Genomic DNA, 15798 nt, shown 5'->3' on the forward strand with positions numbered 1-15798 from the left:
AACTTAATAACCATTGTGAGGGTTTGAATGACCAAAGAAATGCAAACTTTAGCTATTGCTCCTCTTGGCAACCTGGAATCTTACGTTCGGGCCGCCAACGTCTGGCCGATGCTGTCGGCAGAAGAGGAAAAAGCGCTGGCTGAACGGCTGCATTACCAGGGCGATCTGGATGCGGCTAAGACGCTGATCCTGTCTCACCTGCGCTTTGTAGTTCATATCGCTCGTAATTACTCCGGTTACGGCCTGCCTCAGGCGGACCTGATTCAGGAAGGGAACATCGGCCTGATGAAGGCGGTGCGTCGCTTTAATCCTGAAGTAGGCGTGCGTCTGGTCTCTTTCGCCGTGCACTGGATTAAAGCCGAGATTCACGAATACGTGCTGCGCAACTGGCGTATCGTGAAGGTCGCTACCACGAAAGCGCAGCGCAAGCTGTTCTTTAACCTGCGTAAAACCAAGCAGCGTCTGGGCTGGTTCAATCAGGACGAAGTCGAGATGGTGGCGCGTGAACTGGGCGTAAGCAGCAAAGACGTGCGTGAAATGGAATCGCGTATGGCTGCGCAGGATATGACCTTCGATATGTCCGCCGACGACGAGAGCGGCGAAGGCAAAGCGATGGCGCCGGTGCTCTATCTGCAGGATAAAACCTCAGACTTCGCCGACGGCATCGAAGAGGATAACTGGGAATCGCACGCGGCGGACAAGCTGAGCGATGCGATGCAGGGCCTCGACGAGCGCAGCCAGCACATTATCCGCGCCCGCTGGCTGGACGAAGATAATAAAACCACGCTGCAGGAACTGGCGGATCGCTACGGCGTGTCGGCCGAACGCGTGCGGCAGCTGGAAAAGAACGCCATGAAAAAACTTCGCATGGCGATCGAAGCATAACGGAACCGCAAAAACGGGCGACGCGAGTCGCCCTTTTTTTTGCCCGCTATTTAACCCAGCCATCCGCCTGCGCGCGAAAACCGCACGCCTGCATAAACGCCGCGCGCTCGCCCTGATTCGCGCTGCCGTCGTCCGCCACCCACCAGCTTGAGACCGAACCGTTCTGCGCGATGGTCTCTTCCACCAGATAACGCCCTACGCCGCGACGTCGCGTCACCTCGCGCACTTCCAGCTGCGAAATGTCTCCCTGCGTCCCCGCAATCGTCAGCTTTAACGCTCCCAGCAGCCGCGCATTGAAACGCGCGGCGTAAAGGCGGACGTTTTCGTTCAGGCTGGCTTCCAGCGCAGCGATATCCTCATCCGGCCAGATTTTCGCAAGGTCAATGCGGTCCTGCGCACTCAGCGTGGTCAGGCGCAGAATAGTGAGTTTCATAACAAACACCTGTACTAGTCGAAAGGGCATAGTGTAGCGAATTTAGACAGTCAGAGCGCCGTCACTTTTTTAAGTTGAAAACAGGTCAAAAGATGGTCTGGATGCCAGGATAGAGGAGATAAAGAACAATAAGCGGCGTAAAAGCCAGCATAACGCGCTAGAGAAATGGCGTAAAAGCCTGCATAACAACCAGATGATTATGCTGTTTCAGCCGGCTATTTCCCAATGTGTCAGTTGATTTACAGAAGAAACTTCCTGTTTAATAACCTGAAAAATAAAGCCTTATTACCAAAAAATATCGGAAAAGCACGCTAAATCGTTCATAAACATCATTTTTCGGCTTTATCCGGTAGCAACAGCAAACCACAAATCACAGACACAACAAGATGGGGAAGTCCGCATGAAAATGAGTAAAGGCCGCGCATTACTGGCGGGTTGCGTTGCGCTGGCGATGAGCCACGCCGCCCTGGCTGCCGACATCAAAATCGCCATCGTCGGCGCCGTAACCGGCCCGGTCGCGCAGTATGGCGATATGCAGTTCACCGGCGCCGCGCAGGCGATTAAGGATATCAACGCCAAAGGCGGCGTAAACGGCAACAAGCTGGTGGGCGTAGAGTATGACGACGCCTGCGACCCGAAACAGGCCGTGGCGGTGGCGAACAAGGTCGTCAACGACGGCATCAAGTACGTTATCGGCCATCTTTGCTCCTCTTCTACTCAGCCTGCGTCCGACATCTATAACGACGAAGGCGTGCTGATGATTACCCCGGCGGCCACCGCGCCGGAGCTGACCGCACGCGGTTACGAAACCATTATGCGCACCACCGGCCTGGACTCCGACCAAGGCCCGACCGCCGCAAGCTATATCCTCGATCAGATCAAGCCTAAACGTATCGCCGTGGTGCATGACAAGCAGCAGTACGGCCAGGGCCTGGCGGAGTCGGTGCAGAAAACCCTGAAGGCCAAAGGCGGCAACGTGGTGCTGTTTGAAGGCATCACCGCAGGCGATAAAGATTTCTCTACGCTGATTGCGCGCCTGAAGAAAGAGAACGTCGACTTCGTTTACTACGGCGGCTACTACCCGGAAATGGGTCAGATCCTGCGCCAGGCGAAAGCGGCTGGCCTGAACGCCGGCTTTATGGGGCCGGAAGGGGTGGGCAACGCCTCGCTCTCCAATATCGCGGGCGACGCCTCGGAAGGCATCTATGTGACGCTGCCGAAGCGCTACGACCAGCTGCCGGAGAACAAGGCGATCGTCGACGCCATCAAGACCAACAGCGCGCAGAACCGCAAAGATCCGACCGGTCCGTTCGTCTGGACCACCTATGCGGCGATCCAGTCGCTGGCGGCCGGCATCGAGCGCAGCAAGAGCGACGAGCCGGAAGAGATTGCGAAAAACCTGAAGGGCGGCGAGCCGGTTCCGACAGTGATGGGCAACCTGAGCTGGGATCAGAAAGGCGATCTGAAAGGCTTCGAGTTCGGCGTATTTAAATGGCACAAAGACGGTTCTTCAACCGCAGTTAAGTAATGGTTCCATCGGCAGACCAATCCCTTGCCGCGTCGGCAGGGGATTTTCCCGTTCTCATGCAGGTCTTCACTATGTCCGAGCAGTTTCTTTATTTCACACAGCAGATGCTTAACGGGGTCACCCTCGGCAGCACCTACGCGCTGATCGCCATCGGTTACACCATGGTTTACGGCATCATCGGCATGATCAACTTCGCCCACGGCGAGGTCTATATGATCGGCAGCTATGTCTCCTTTATTGTGATCGCCGCCCTGATGATGATGGGCATCGACACCGGCTGGCTGATGATCGCCGCCGGCTTCGTGATGGCGATCCTGATCTCCAGCGCCTACGGCTGGAGCATCGAGCGCGTCGCCTATAAGCCGGTGCGATCGTCGAAGCGCCTGATCGCGCTGATCTCCGCCATCGGCATGTCGATCTTCCTGCAAAACTACGTTAGCCTGACGCAGGGCTCGCGCGACCTCGCGCTGCCGAGCCTGATTACCGGCCAGTGGACGCTGGGCCAGAGCAACGGCTTCGCCGCCACCGTCTCTACCATGCAGATCGTGATCTGGCTGGTGACCTTCCTGGCGATGCTGGCGCTGACGCTGTTTATCCGCTATTCGCGCATGGGCCGCGCCTGCCGCGCCTGCGCCGAAGACCTGAAAATGGCGAGCCTGCTCGGCATCAATACCGACCGCGTCATTTCGCTGACCTTCGTGATCGGCGCGGCGATGGCGGCGGTGGCGGGCGTGCTGCTCGGCCAGTTCTACGGCTCGATTAACCCCTTTATCGGCTTTATGGCCGGCATGAAGGCCTTTACCGCCGCGGTACTGGGCGGCATCGGCAGCATTCCGGGCGCGATGATTGGCGGCCTGGTGCTCGGCATCGCCGAAGCGCTGACCTCGGCCTATCTCAGCACCGAATATAAAGACGTGGTCTCTTTTGCGCTGCTGATCGTGGTGCTGCTGGTGATGCCGACTGGCATCCTGGGCCGTCCGGAGGTCGAGAAAGTATGAAATCCTCCTTTATCAATGCGCTGCTCTCCTCTGTAATGCTGCTGGTGCTGGCCAGCTTCTTTATGGGCATGCGCCTCGGCCTTGACGGCACCCGTCTGGTGGTGCAGAGCGCCGGCGAGGTGCGCTGGAACTGGATTTTCGTCGGCTGCGGCGTGGTCTTTCTCTTTCAGCTGTTGCGTCCGTTCTGGCAGCGCGGCCTGAAAAAGATTTCTGGTCCGGCGCTGGTGCTGCCCGGCATCGACGGCTCTACGCCTAAGCAGAAGCTGTTTATGCTGGCGCTGATCGTCGTGGCGGTGGCCTGGCCCTTTTTCGTCTCGCGCGGCGCGGTGGATATCGCGACGCTGACGCTGATCTACGTGATGCTCGGTCTCGGACTCAACGTGGTGGTCGGCCTCTCGGGTCTGCTGGTGCTCGGCTACGGCGGCTTCTACGCTATCGGCGCCTACACCTTCGCGCTGCTGAATCACTACTTCGGCCTCGGCTTCTGGGAGTGTCTGCCGCTGGCGGGCATCGTCTCGGCGCTCTTCGGGCTGCTGCTCGGCTTTCCGGTGCTGCGTCTGCGCGGCGACTATCTGGCGATCGTCACGCTCGGCTTCGGCGAGATCGTGCGCATTCTGCTGCTGAATAACACCGCGCTGACCGGCGGTCCCAACGGCATCGCGCAGATCCCTAAGCCGTCGCTGTTCGGCCTGGAGTTCGGCCGCAAAGTCTCTGAAGGCGGCTGGAGCACCTTCCACGAGTTCTTCGGCCTGAAATATGACCCCAGCGACCGCGTGATTTTCCTCTATCTGGTGGCGCTGCTGCTGGTGGCGCTGACGCTGTTCGTGATTAACCGCCTGCTGCGTATGCCGCTGGGCCGCGCGTGGGAAGCGCTGCGCGAAGATGAGATCGCCTGTCGCTCGCTCGGCCTCAGCCCGACGCGCATCAAGCTGACCGCCTTTACCATCAGCGCCGCTTTCGCCGGCTTCGCCGGCACGCTGTTCGCCGCGCGCCAGGGCTTCGTCAGCCCAGAGTCCTTTACCTTCGTCGAATCCGCTTTCGTGCTGGCGATCGTGGTACTGGGCGGCATGGGCTCGCAGTTCGCCGTAATTCTCGCCGCTATCCTGCTGGTGGTGTCGCGCGAGCTGATGCGTGACCTGAACGAATACAGCATGCTGGTGCTGGGCGGCCTGATGGTGCTGATGATGATCTGGCGTCCGCAGGGGCTGCTGCCGATGAAGCGTCCGCACCTGAAACTGAAGCAGAAACAAGGAGAGCAGGCATGAGTCAGCCTTTATTAGCCGTTGAAGGCCTGATGATGCGCTTCGGCGGCCTGCTGGCGGTCAATAACGTGGCGCTGGAGCTGCGCGCGCAGGAGATCGTCTCGCTGATCGGTCCCAACGGCGCGGGAAAGACCACCGTATTTAACTGCCTGACCGGCTTCTACAAGCCGACCGGCGGCACCATTAAGCTGCGCGAGCAACATCTGGAAGGGCTGCCCGGCCAGCAGATCGCCCGCATGGGCGTGGTGCGCACCTTTCAGCACGTGCGCCTGTTCCGTGAGATGACGGTAATCGAGAACTTGCTGGTGGCGCAGCATCAGCATCTGAAAAGCGGCCTCTTTTCGGGCCTGTTCAAAACGCCCGCCTTTCGTCGCGGCGAGAGCGAGGCGCTGGATCGCGCCGCCACCTGGCTGGAGCGCATCGGGCTGCTCGATCTCGCCAACCGCCAGGCGGGCAATCTGGCCTATGGCCAGCAGCGCCGTCTGGAGATCGCGCGTTGCATGGTGACGCGGCCGGAGATCCTGATGCTGGACGAACCGGCGGCCGGACTCAACCCGAAAGAGACGCACGAGCTGGATGAGCTTATCGCCGAACTGCGCGGTGAGCACAAGGTCTCCGTGCTGCTGATTGAACACGATATGAAGCTGGTGATGGGCATTTCCGACCGTATCTATGTGGTGAACCAGGGTACGCCGCTGGCCAACGGCACGCCGGAAGAGGTGCGTAATAATCCGGATGTGATCCGAGCCTATTTAGGAGAGGCGTAACATGGCAAACCCGATGTTATCCGTTAACAACGTCAGCGCGCACTACGGCAAGATCCAGGCGCTGCACAACGTCAGCCTGCATATCAGTCAGGGCGAAATCGTCACGCTGATCGGCGCCAACGGCGCGGGGAAAACCACGCTGCTCGGCACGCTGTGCGGCGAGCCGCGCGCCACCCAGGGCAGCATTACCTTCGATGGCAAAACCATTACCGACTGGCAAACCGCGCGTATCATGCGCGAGGCGATCGCTATCGTGCCGGAAGGGCGCCGGGTATTTTCGCGCATGACGGTAGAGGAGAACCTGGCGATGGGCGGCTTTTTCGCCAGCCGTCAGGAGTATCAGACGCGCATCGCGCGCGTCTATGAGCTCTTTCCGCGTCTGGCGGAGCGTAAAATCCAGCGCGCGGGCACCATGTCCGGCGGCGAGCAGCAGATGCTGGCGATCGGCCGCGCGCTGATGAGCCAGCCGCGTCTGCTGCTGCTGGACGAACCCTCCCTGGGACTGGCGCCGATCATTATCCAGCAGATCTTCGACACCATCGAGCAGCTGCGTAAAGAGGGAATGACCATCTTCCTGGTGGAGCAGAACGCCAACCAGGCGCTGAAGCTGGCGGATCGCGGCTATGTGCTGGAGAACGGGCACGTGGTGCTGGAAGATACAGGCGAAGCTTTACTCTCCAACGAAGCCGTCCGCAGCGCTTACTTAGGCGCCTAGGCCTGGCTTACTTGCCATTTCGGCAGCGGGCAGTGCTCGCATTCCTCACGTACTTTAGTACGCTCCGGATGCTGCGCGCTGGCCGTTGCCGAACTGGCTGCGCCGCCGACGGCCTTTGGCATTGGATAATGTCTGGCTATGACACCGACGGCCCCTGGCTGTTGTGCGATAAAATATTTTAGGTTGCCCTTCATCTGGCCGTCATGCGGCTGTCATCTCGCTGTTATTAATCCGTCATTTTCCCGTGTCATGTTACTTCGCGAACAAAAAATGCGTGATATCGCGCGTACCTACCTGCACAGGAAAATTCTATGTCCGTGTTGAAGACACAAAGTAGACTGATGAGTGTGGTTCTGGGCCTGGCCATCAGCGGCAACGCGCTGGCCGCCACTGAAATTCCTTTCTGGCACTCAATGGAGGGCGAGTTAGGCAAAGAGGTCGACTCTCTGGCGCAACGTTTCAACCAGGCGCATCCCGACTATAAAATCGTGCCGACCTACAAAGGTAACTACGAACAGAGCCTCGCGGCAGGCATCGCAGCGGTGCGCACCGGCAAAGCGCCGGCCATTTTGCAGGTGTATGAAGTCGGCACTGCCACCATGATGGCTTCGAAGGCGATCGTGCCGGTGCATCAGGTCTTCCAGGACGCAGGCATTCCCTTCGATGAAAAACAGTTCGTGCCGACCGTGGCGGGCTACTACAGCGACGCCAGCGGCCATCTGATTTCTCAGCCGTTCAACAGCTCCACGCCGGTGCTTTACTACAACAAAGACGCCTTTAAAAAAGCGGGCCTGAACCCCGATCAGCCGCCGAAAACCTGGCAGGAGCTGGCGAAAGACGCCGACGCGCTGCGTAAAGCGGGCCTGAGCTGCGGCTACGCCAGCGGCTGGCAGGGCTGGATCCAGATCGAAAACTTCAGCGCCTGGCACGCCTTGCCGGTCGCTACCAAAAACAACGGCTTCGACGGTACCGACGCGGTGCTGGAGTTCAACCAGCCGGTGCAGGTGCGCCATATCCAGATGCTGGAGGAGATGAACAAGAAAGGCGACTTCACCTACTTCGGCCGTAAAGACGAATCCACCGCCAAGTTCTATAACGGCGACTGCGGCATCACCACTGCCTCTTCGGGCTCGCTGGCCGACATCAAACACTACGCCAAATTCAACTTCGGCGTCGGCATGATGCCGTATGACGAGACCGTGCCGAACGCGCCGCAGAACGCCATTATCGGCGGCGCCAGCCTGTGGGTGATGAAAGGCAAAGACGCCAACACCTACAAGGGCGCCGCGGAGTTTATGCAGTTCCTGGCGCAGCCGGAAATCGCCGCCGAGTGGCATCAGAAAACCGGCTACCTGCCGATCACCACCGCTGCCTACGAGCTGACCAAAAAGCAGGGCTTCTACGACAAGAACCCCGGCGCGGATATCGCGACGCGTCAGATGCTGAATAAAGATCCGCTGCCGTTCACCAAAGGCATGCGTCTGGGCAATATGCCGCAGATCCGCACCATCGTCGACGAAGAGCTGGAAGGCGTCTGGACCGGCAAACAGTCGCCGCAGGCCGCGCTGGATAGTGCGGTGAAACGCGGCAACGAACTGCTGCGCCGCTTTGAACAGCAGGTGAAATAACCTGTGACGTTAAAAGGGTCGGCGCGTGCCGGCCCTGTTCTCTTTCTCAGACAGAGTACGCTATGTCTTCATCTCGTCCGGTGTTTCGCACCAGCCTGCTGCCCTATTTGCTGGTGCTGCCGCAGCTGCTGATTACCGCCATCTTTTTCCTCTGGCCTGCGGGCGAAGCCCTGTGGTATTCGCTGCAAAACCTTGATCCGTTCGGCATCTCCAGCACCTTTGTCGGCCTGGACAATTTCAGGCGCCTGTTTCAGGACAGCTACTATCTCGAGGCTTTCTGGACCACCATCGTGTTCAGCACGCTGGTCACGGTGTGCGGCATGGTGCTGTCGCTGCTGCTGGCGGCGCTGGTGGATTACGTTATCCGGCTACGCAAGCTCTATCAGACGCTGCTGCTGCTGCCCTACGCGGTGGCGCCGGTGGTTGCGGCGGTGATGTGGATGTTTCTGTTCAATCCCGGCCTCGGCCTGATTAGCCACTTTCTCAACCAGCTTGGCTATAGCTGGAACTATGCCCAGAACAGCGGCCAGGCGATGTTCCTGATTGTCGTCGCCTCGATCTGGCAGCAGATGAGCTACAACTTTCTCTTCTTTTTCGCCGCGCTGCAGTCGATCCCGAAATCGCTGGTGGAAGCCGCGGCGATCGACGGCGCCGGGCCGGTGCGCCGCTTCTTCAATCTGTCGCTGCCGCTGATTACGCCGGTGAGCTTCTTTCTGCTGGTGGTGAACCTGATCTACGCCTTCTTCGACACCTTCCCGGTGATCGACGCCGCGACCGGCGGCGGGCCAGTGCAGGCTACCACCACGCTGATCTACAAAATCTATCGCGAAGGCTTTACCGGGCTGGATCTCTCTTCTTCGGCGGCGCAGTCGGTAGTGCTGATGCTGCTGGTGATCGGCCTGACCGTTATTCAGTTCCGCTTCGTTGAGCGTAAGGTGCAGTACCAATGATTGAAAACCGTCGCGGGCTGGATATCTTCAGCCACACGCTGCTGGTGCTGGGCGTGCTCACTATTCTCTTTCCGCTCTATGTCGCCTTCGTCGCCGCCACGCTGGATAACGAGGCGGTCTATCAGGTGCCGATGACTCTGATCCCCGGCACCCACCTGTGGGAGAACATTTCGCGCATCTGGACCCAGGGGGTTAACGGCAGCGGCCCGGCGTTCAGCCTGATGCTGCTGAACAGCCTGATTATGGCGTTCGGCATTACCGTCGGCAAAATCACGGTGTCGATGCTCTCCGCCTTTGCGCTGGTCTGGTTTCGCTTTCCGCTGCGCACGCTTTTTTTCTGGCTGATCTTCATTACGCTGATGCTGCCGGTCGAAGTGCGTATTTTCCCCACCGTGCAGGTAATCGCCGATCTCAATATGCTCGACAGCTACAGCGGCCTGACGCTGCCGCTGATGGCATCGGCCACGGCGACCTTTCTTTTCCGCCAGTTCTTTATGTCGCTGCCGGACGAGCTGATCGAGGCGGCGCGCATCGATGGCGCCAGCGCGCTGCGCTTCTTCTGGGACATCGTGCTGCCGCTGTCGAAAACCAATCTCGCGGCGCTGTTCGTGATCACCTTTATCTACGGCTGGAACCAGTATCTCTGGCCGCTGCTGATCGTCAACGACGCCTCGCTCAGCACCGCAGTGGCGGGGATCAAAAGCATGATCTCCACCAGCGGATCGCCGACGCAGTGGAACGAAGTGATGGCGGCAATGTTATTAACCCTGATCCCACCGGTAGTGGTGGTGCTGGTCATGCAGCGCGCGTTCGTGCGTGGCCTGGTCGAGAGCGAGAAATAAGCATGGCAGGCGTAACCCTTCAGGCGGTAACCAAGTCCTACGACGGCAAGAATCAAATCATTCAGCCGCTGAACGTCACCGTCAACGACGGCGAATTTATGGTGATGGTCGGTCCCTCCGGCTGCGGAAAATCGACGCTGCTGCGCATGGTGGCGGGGCTGGAGCGCGTCACCTCCGGCGACATCTATATCGACGATCGTCGCGTCACCCAGATGGAGCCGAAAGATCGCGGCATCGCTATGGTGTTCCAGAACTACGCGCTCTACCCGCATATGACGGTCGAGGAGAATATGGCCTACGGGCTGAAGATCCGCGGCATGAGCAAAGAACATATCCGCCTGCGCGTGCTGGAGGCGGCACGCAGCCTGGAGCTGGATCAGCTGCTGAGCCGCCGTCCGCGCGAGCTTTCCGGCGGGCAGCGCCAGCGCGTGGCGATGGGCCGCGCTATCGTGCGCGAGCCCTCGGTATTCCTGTTCGACGAGCCGCTCTCCAACCTGGACGCGCGGCTGCGCGTGCAGATGCGGCTGGAGCTGCAGCAGCTGCACCGTCGCCTGCAAACCACCAGCCTTTACGTCACGCACGATCAGGTCGAAGCGATGACGCTGGCGCAGCGCGTGATGGTATTGAACAAGGGCTTTGTCGAGCAGATCGGCACGCCGGTAGAGATTTACGAGCGTCCAGCCAGCCAGTTCGTCGCTTCCTTTATCGGCGCGCCGGCGATGAACCTGATTGACGGCCAGATCGGCAGCGACGGCACGCGCTTCAATATCGACAACTCATACTCTCTGCCGCTCGGCGACATCAAGGCGAAGTGGGCGAATCGCGCCGTGACGCTCGGCATCCGCCCCGAACATGTGCGCATCAGCCCGCGCGATCGCGAGGGCATTCCGCTGCGCGTAGAGACGCTGGAGCTGCTCGGCGCAGACAACCTGGCGCATGGGCGCATCGGCGAGACGCCGCTGGTGGTGCGTCTGCCGCACAGCGAACGCCCGCAGGCGGGCAGCACGCTGTGGCTGCATCTGCCGTCGGATGCGTTACACTATTTCGATTCAACTACCGGAAAGCGTCTGGAATGAGCACATACAGCTGGCCCTATCCTCATATCGTCGCCCATCGCGGCGGCGGCAAACTGGCCCCGGAAAATACCCTGGCGGCGATCGACGTCGGCGCGGAGTGGGGCCATACCATGATCGAGTTCGACGCGAAGCTGTCGCAGGATAAGCAGATTTTTCTGCTGCACGACGACACGCTGGATCGCACCAGCAACGGCTGGGGCGTAGCGGGCGAGCTGCCGTGGGATAAACTGGCGCAGCTGGATGCGGGCGGCTGGTTCGGCAAGGCGTTCGACGGCGAACCGCTGGCGCTGCTTCCCGACGTGGCGGCGCGCTGTCGCCGGTACGGCATGATGGCGAATATCGAAATCAAACCCACTACCGGCAGCGAGGCGGAAACCGGACGGGCCATCGCCCATGCGGCGAAAATGCTGTGGCAGGGCATGACCGCGCCGCTGCTGTCGTCGTTCTCTTATGTGGCGCTGGAGTCGGCGATGCAGGCGGAGCCGGATCTGCCGCGCGGCCTGCTGCTTGATGAATGGGACGAGGCGTGGCAAAGCAAAACCGCCGCGCTGGCGTGCGTCTCGATTCACCTTAACCATAAACTGCTCGACGCCGGGCGCGTCGCGGCGCTGAAGGCCGCCGGCCTGCATATTCTGGTCTACACGGTGAACGACCCGGATCGGGCGCGTGCCCTGCTGAAATGGGGCGTCGACGCCATCTGCACCGATCGCATCGACATTATCGGCCCCGACTTCCGTTAATTACGGTTCTGCTGTTGTCCCGGCTGCGTGTTGATGACGCGCTGCTGGGCGCTGCTGCGCTGTTCCTGCATTTTGCGCTGTATCTGCTGCGTCTGCTGCTGCTGATCCTGCTGCAGTTTGCTCTGCTGCTGCTGCTGCTGAATTTGCATCTGCGTCTGCATACGCTGCTGGCTTGGATTGTAGCCCGGCTGATTAGGTTGATTCGTGTTGTTCAGCATATTAGCCATGCCGCTTAGCGGCAGCAGTGCGGCAAAAACGATTAACCATTTTTTCATGTGACTTCCTCCGTCAACGCGGCCTCACCGGCGTGTGATGCGCCGTGGCCGCAGCTATAAGTTTAGCAACCTCACAAACTTCTCCCCCAGGAACGCACCGAATTTGACTTAGATGTTATTTTTTTGCTGTATTTGTAAACACTTGCCTGCGTGATAACAAATGTAAACAACTGAAAAGGGTAGAGGGATGATGATGCGAGGAAATATACGCCAGCTTGGCTGGGCTGTGATGATGAGTTTAACGGTGGTCAGCGTCGCTGATGCCGCCGCGCCTGCCAGCGCGCCGCCCGTCTCTTATGGCGTTGAGGATGACACCTTTCATCCCGTCAGGGCGCAGAACGGCATGGTCGCTTCGGTCGATGCGCTGGCGACGCAGGTTGGCGTGGATATTCTGCGCCAGGGCGGCAACGCGGTGGACGCCGCCGTCGCCGTCGGCTTCGCGCTGGCGGTGACGCATCCGCAGGCGGGCAACCTGGGCGGCGGCGGCTTTATGCTGCTGCGCACCGCGTCCGGTCGCGCCACCTCTATCGACTTCCGCGAAATGGCGCCGGGCCGTGCCTCGCGCGATATGTTCCTCGACAAGCAGGGCAACGCCGACAGCAAGCTGTCGCTGACCTCGCATCTCGCCTCGGGCACGCCCGGCAGCGTGGCGGGCTTTGCGCTGGCGGCGCAAAAATATGGCACGCTGCCGCTCAGCACGCTGCTGGCGCCGGCGATTAAACTGGCGCGCGAAGGCTACGTGGTCAACGACGCGCTGGCGGACGATCTGAAAACCTACGGCAAGGAAGTGCTGCTGGCGCATCCCAACAGCAAGGCGATCTTCTTTAAGCCTGACGGCACGCCGTGGCAGAAGGGCGATCGTCTGGTGCAGAAGAATCTCGCTCACAGCCTGCAGCTGATTGCGCAGCAGGGGCCGGACGCCTTCTATAAAGGCGAAATCGCCGATGAGATCGCCAGCGAGATGGCGCAGCACGGCGGTCTGATCGGCAAAGCGGATCTGGCGGCCTACCGCGCCGTCGAGCGTAAGCCAATCAGCGGCACCTATCGCGGCTATGAGGTCTTCTCTATGCCGCCGCCCTCATCCGGCGGGATCCATATCGTGCAGATCCTGAATATCCTGGAAAACTTCGATCTGGCGAAAATGGGCTTCGGCAGCGCCGACGCGATGCAGGTGGTCGCCGAAGCGGAGAAATACGCCTATGCCGACCGCTCGGAGTATCTTGGCGATCCCGATTTTGTCAAAGTGCCGTGGCAGGCGCTCACCAGCAAAGCCTATGCGAAGTCGATCGCGCAGCAGATTGACGTGGCGAAAGCGCGTCCGTCGAGCGAGATTAAGCCCGGCAAGCTGGAACCCTATGAGAGCAACCAGACCACGCACTTTTCGGTCGTAGACAAACAGGGCACGGCGGTCGCGGTAACCTATACCCTGAACACCAATTTCGGTAGCGGCATCGTCGCGGGCAACAGCGGCATCCTGCTGAACAACGAGATGGACGACTTCTCCGCCAAGCCGGGCACGCCGAACGTCTACGGTCTGGTCGGTGGCGAAGCGAATGCGGTACAGCCCGCCAAGCGCCCGCTCTCGTCCATGTCGCCGACCATTGTGGCGAAAGGGGGCAAAACCTGGCTGGTAACCGGCAGTCCGGGCGGTAGCCGCATTATCACCACCGTGCTGCAAATGGTGGTGAACAGCGTCGATTTCGGGATGAACGTTGCAGAGGCGACCAATGCGCCGCGCTTCCATCATCAGTGGCTACCGGATCAGCTGCGCGTCGAGAAGGGGTTCAGCCCGGACACGCTGCGTTTGCTGGAGAATAAAGGGCAGCATGTGAAGGTGCTGCCGGCGATGGGCAGCACGCAGAGCATTATGATTGGGCCGGACGGCACGCTTTACGGCGCATCGGACCCGCGTACGCCAGGGGATCTGAGCGCGGGATATTAAAATGTTGACCTGTTGCGCAGGCGGGACTGGATGCAGGTTTCGTTCGCCCGATAACTGAGCAGTTTCATTTCGCCCGCTGCGGGCGACCGAGCAGGGCCGGTAGGCGCCGGCCCTGCACCCGCGCCCCGGGCCAGCTCAGCCGCCCGCTGCGCGGGTCCCTTCGCTTCGTCAGGATTTCTGACGGACCGGCTGGATTCGCCATCCCTGGCTCATGCCAGCCTCTTCGCGGCATCCCTGCCGCTCGTCCTGAAATCCTTCCTCCGCTCAGCGGCTGCGATGGCCCCCCAGCCCCGCTGTACGTCCTGTCTCTTGAAGACGTAGCCTCATCGCTGAAAGCATGAATAATGCGCTCAGACGATGTCGTCGTTAATAAGAAATAAGGGAACTCACAGGCGGGGCAGTCAGAGGCATCCGACATGCTGAGGCGCGCACGGCGGGCAGGACGAGCCGACAGGACGTCGGCGAGAGGGAGGGCCAGGCCAGGACGGCCTGTCCCGACGGGTCCGTGCGGCCGACGTAAGCAACGAAGGGACCGCGCGGAGCGCGGCGTGGAGGCTGCCGGAAGCCGGGATTGTTAAGGGGCTGGCGAGCCCCTTAACACGCACGCCAGCAGCGGAGCGGCTGAAACTCCCTGCCGCTTGGCGGGCGGAATCCGCTCAGAGTGTTTGCTTGTCCAATATTAAAACCCTTTCAAACATCAAGGAAATCTTATTAATAATCAACAGAAAAGATCACAAAAGGCTTTACAGACGCGAATGATAATGATTATTATTGCGATGCGTTCTCGGGGCGTCCTCAGACAAACCGGAAAGCACGACATTGCTCACATTGCTTCCAGTATTACTTAGCCAGCTCGGGTGCTGGCTTTTTTTTTGCCAGCCGCATTATTCAACCCAGCTCATCATCCGCAAAACGCTTATTCACCTTTTTTGAACAGAGGCGTGAAGTTTTTCAGCTATCAATAGGTTCGCCTCAGGTTCAGACTGTTTTAAAACATTGAGGAGAACTGAACATGATTTACTTACGCAAAGCAGAAGAACGCGGCCACGCGAATCACGGCTGGCTGGAAAGCTGGCATACCTTCTCTTTCGCCAGCTATCACGACGCCAGTTTTATGGGCTTTTCAGCGCTGCGCGTCATCAACGAAGACATCGTTGCGGCCGGGCAGGGCTTCGGTACGCACCCGCACAAAGATATGGAGATCCTGACCTACGTGCTCTCCGGCACCGTCGAGCATCAGGACAGCATGGGCAATAAAGAGCAGATCCCGGCGGGCGAATTTCAGATCATGAGTGCGGGCACCGGCGTGCGTCACTCTGAGTACAATGCCAGCAGCAGCGATCCGCTGCATCTTTATCAGATCTGGATTATTCCAGAGCGTACCGGCATCGAACCGCGTTACGCCCAGCGCCGCTTCCCGGACGTAAAAGGACGTCAGTTTGTGCTGACGCCGGACGCCCGTGAGGGATCGCTGAAGGTCTATCAGGATATGACGCTGTCGCGCTGGGTCTTCAGCGCAGGTGAAAAAGATGAGGTCGCTATCGAAACCGGCCGCCGCGTCTGGGTGCAGGTGGTTAAAGGCGAGATTCGCGTCAACGGCGATACTGCCCGTACCAGCGACGCGTTTGCCGTCTGGGATGAGGCGAGCGTAACCCTGGAAGCCAGCAGCGACGCCGAAGTACTGCTGTTCGATCTGCCGCCGGTTTAAGCGGTGACGGGGCGCGCACAGTCGCGCCCGGTTTACAATTCTCCCGCTG

The 15798-nt window shown here is 59.8% G+C and carries 15 protein-coding genes; 13 read left to right on the forward strand and 2 right to left on the reverse strand.

The window, feature by feature from the left end; translation table 11 throughout:
- Positions 1–27: 27 nt before the first annotated feature.
- Complete coding sequence (rpoH, locus tag PVE98_RS01030) at positions 28–885, forward strand: RNA polymerase sigma factor RpoH (protein WP_033753215.1); 858 nt, start codon at positions 28–30, stop codon at positions 883–885.
- Between the two features lie 46 nt (positions 886–931).
- On the opposite strand, the gene panM is transcribed toward rpoH, so the two are convergent.
- A complete protein-coding gene (gene panM, locus PVE98_RS01035; protein ID WP_033753214.1) occupies positions 932–1318 on the reverse strand; it encodes an aspartate 1-decarboxylase autocleavage activator PanM in 387 nt (128 codons plus the stop codon).
- A gap of 400 nt (positions 1319–1718) precedes the next feature.
- Here panM and PVE98_RS01040 point away from each other — a divergent pair, with 400 nt between their 5' ends.
- The 10 genes from PVE98_RS01040 (at position 1719) to ugpQ (ending at position 11824) form a co-directional block, all read left to right on the forward strand.
- Complete coding sequence (locus tag PVE98_RS01040) at positions 1719–2846, forward strand: branched-chain amino acid ABC transporter substrate-binding protein (RefSeq protein WP_033753212.1); 1128 nt, start codon at positions 1719–1721, stop codon at positions 2844–2846.
- Positions 2847–2917: 71 nt separating this feature from the next.
- Complete coding sequence (gene livH, locus PVE98_RS01045; protein WP_033753535.1) at positions 2918–3844, forward strand: high-affinity branched-chain amino acid ABC transporter permease LivH; 927 nt, start codon at positions 2918–2920, stop codon at positions 3842–3844.
- Positions 3841–5109, forward strand: a complete 1269-nt coding sequence (locus PVE98_RS01050) for a high-affinity branched-chain amino acid ABC transporter permease LivM (protein WP_033753210.1) — start codon at positions 3841–3843, stop codon at positions 5107–5109. Before livH ends, PVE98_RS01050 begins: the two co-directional genes overlap by 4 nt.
- Complete coding sequence (gene livG, locus PVE98_RS01055) at positions 5106–5873, forward strand: high-affinity branched-chain amino acid ABC transporter ATP-binding protein LivG (RefSeq protein ID WP_033753208.1); 768 nt, start codon at positions 5106–5108, stop codon at positions 5871–5873. Before PVE98_RS01050 ends, livG begins: the two co-directional genes overlap by 4 nt.
- 1 nt (position 5874) lies before the next feature.
- Entirely contained in the window at positions 5875–6588 is a 714-nt protein-coding gene (gene livF, locus PVE98_RS01060; protein WP_033753206.1) for a high-affinity branched-chain amino acid ABC transporter ATP-binding protein LivF, read from the forward strand.
- 311 nt (positions 6589–6899) lie between these two features.
- Entirely contained in the window at positions 6900–8216 is a 1317-nt protein-coding gene (gene ugpB, locus PVE98_RS01065) for a sn-glycerol-3-phosphate ABC transporter substrate-binding protein UgpB (RefSeq protein ID WP_033753205.1), read from the forward strand.
- Between the two features lie 62 nt (positions 8217–8278).
- Positions 8279–9166 carry a sn-glycerol-3-phosphate ABC transporter permease UgpA gene (gene ugpA, locus PVE98_RS01070; protein WP_033753203.1) on the forward strand — a complete coding sequence of 296 codons (888 nt, stop codon included), beginning with the start codon at positions 8279–8281 and terminating at the stop codon, positions 9164–9166.
- Positions 9163–10008, forward strand: coding sequence for a sn-glycerol-3-phosphate ABC transporter permease UgpE (gene ugpE, locus PVE98_RS01075; RefSeq protein ID WP_033753200.1), 846 nt, complete (start codon positions 9163–9165; stop codon positions 10006–10008). The genes ugpA and ugpE overlap by 4 nt, the downstream gene beginning before the upstream one ends.
- A 2-nt stretch (positions 10009–10010) precedes the next feature.
- Positions 10011–11084, forward strand: coding sequence for a sn-glycerol-3-phosphate import ATP-binding protein UgpC (locus PVE98_RS01080; protein ID WP_033753197.1), 1074 nt, complete (start codon positions 10011–10013; stop codon positions 11082–11084).
- Positions 11081–11824 (forward strand): glycerophosphodiester phosphodiesterase, encoded by a 744-nt coding sequence (gene ugpQ / locus PVE98_RS01085; protein WP_333620666.1) that lies wholly within the window; start codon positions 11081–11083, stop codon positions 11822–11824. The genes PVE98_RS01080 and ugpQ overlap by 4 nt, the downstream gene beginning before the upstream one ends.
- On the opposite strand, the gene PVE98_RS01090 is transcribed toward ugpQ, so the two are convergent.
- Positions 11821–12099, reverse strand: coding sequence for a DUF2756 domain-containing protein (locus PVE98_RS01090; protein ID WP_033753191.1), 279 nt, complete (start codon positions 12097–12099; stop codon positions 11821–11823). The two genes, ugpQ and PVE98_RS01090, sit on opposite strands and share 4 nt — an antisense overlap.
- 187 nt (positions 12100–12286) lie before the next feature.
- Here PVE98_RS01090 and ggt point away from each other — a divergent pair, with 187 nt between their 5' ends.
- Both ggt and PVE98_RS01100 read left to right on the forward strand, forming a co-directional pair.
- Positions 12287–14041: a gamma-glutamyltransferase gene (gene ggt / locus PVE98_RS01095; protein ID WP_033753188.1), complete on the forward strand. Its 1755-nt coding sequence runs from the start codon at positions 12287–12289 to the stop codon at positions 14039–14041.
- A gap of 1012 nt (positions 14042–15053) precedes the next feature.
- Positions 15054–15749 carry a pirin family protein gene (locus PVE98_RS01100; RefSeq protein WP_096072189.1) on the forward strand — a complete coding sequence of 232 codons (696 nt, stop codon included), beginning with the start codon at positions 15054–15056 and terminating at the stop codon, positions 15747–15749.
- The last annotated feature ends 49 nt before the right edge of the window (positions 15750–15798 follow it).

Source organism: Pantoea sp. GABEPS69 (genome assembly GCF_045780835.1).
Lineage (GTDB): Bacteria > Pseudomonadota > Gammaproteobacteria > Enterobacterales > Enterobacteriaceae > Pantoea > Pantoea septica.

What these genes read in the sequence shown, in the direction of transcription:
- rpoH (WP_033753215.1), top strand. Translation starts at nt 28, where the DNA reads ATGACCAAAGAAATGCAAACTTTAGCTATTGCTCCTCTTGGCAACCTG.
- panM (WP_033753214.1), bottom strand. Translation starts at nt 1,318, where the DNA reads ATGAAACTCACTATTCTGCGCCTGACCACGCTGAGTGCGCAGGACCGC.
- PVE98_RS01040 (WP_033753212.1), top strand. Translation starts at nt 1,719, where the DNA reads ATGAAAATGAGTAAAGGCCGCGCATTACTGGCGGGTTGCGTTGCGCTG.
- livH (WP_033753535.1), top strand. Translation starts at nt 2,918, where the DNA reads ATGTCCGAGCAGTTTCTTTATTTCACACAGCAGATGCTTAACGGGGTC.
- PVE98_RS01050 (WP_033753210.1), top strand. Translation starts at nt 3,841, where the DNA reads ATGAAATCCTCCTTTATCAATGCGCTGCTCTCCTCTGTAATGCTGCTG.
- livG (WP_033753208.1), top strand. Translation starts at nt 5,106, where the DNA reads ATGAGTCAGCCTTTATTAGCCGTTGAAGGCCTGATGATGCGCTTCGGC.
- livF (WP_033753206.1), top strand. Translation starts at nt 5,875, where the DNA reads ATGGCAAACCCGATGTTATCCGTTAACAACGTCAGCGCGCACTACGGC.
- ugpB (WP_033753205.1), top strand. Translation starts at nt 6,900, where the DNA reads ATGTCCGTGTTGAAGACACAAAGTAGACTGATGAGTGTGGTTCTGGGC.
- ugpA (WP_033753203.1), top strand. Translation starts at nt 8,279, where the DNA reads ATGTCTTCATCTCGTCCGGTGTTTCGCACCAGCCTGCTGCCCTATTTG.
- ugpE (WP_033753200.1), top strand. Translation starts at nt 9,163, where the DNA reads ATGATTGAAAACCGTCGCGGGCTGGATATCTTCAGCCACACGCTGCTG.
- PVE98_RS01080 (WP_033753197.1), top strand. Translation starts at nt 10,011, where the DNA reads ATGGCAGGCGTAACCCTTCAGGCGGTAACCAAGTCCTACGACGGCAAG.
- ugpQ (WP_333620666.1), top strand. Translation starts at nt 11,081, where the DNA reads ATGAGCACATACAGCTGGCCCTATCCTCATATCGTCGCCCATCGCGGC.
- PVE98_RS01090 (WP_033753191.1), bottom strand. Translation starts at nt 12,099, where the DNA reads ATGAAAAAATGGTTAATCGTTTTTGCCGCACTGCTGCCGCTAAGCGGC.
- ggt (WP_033753188.1), top strand. Translation starts at nt 12,287, where the DNA reads ATGATGATGCGAGGAAATATACGCCAGCTTGGCTGGGCTGTGATGATG.
- PVE98_RS01100 (WP_096072189.1), top strand. Translation starts at nt 15,054, where the DNA reads ATGATTTACTTACGCAAAGCAGAAGAACGCGGCCACGCGAATCACGGC.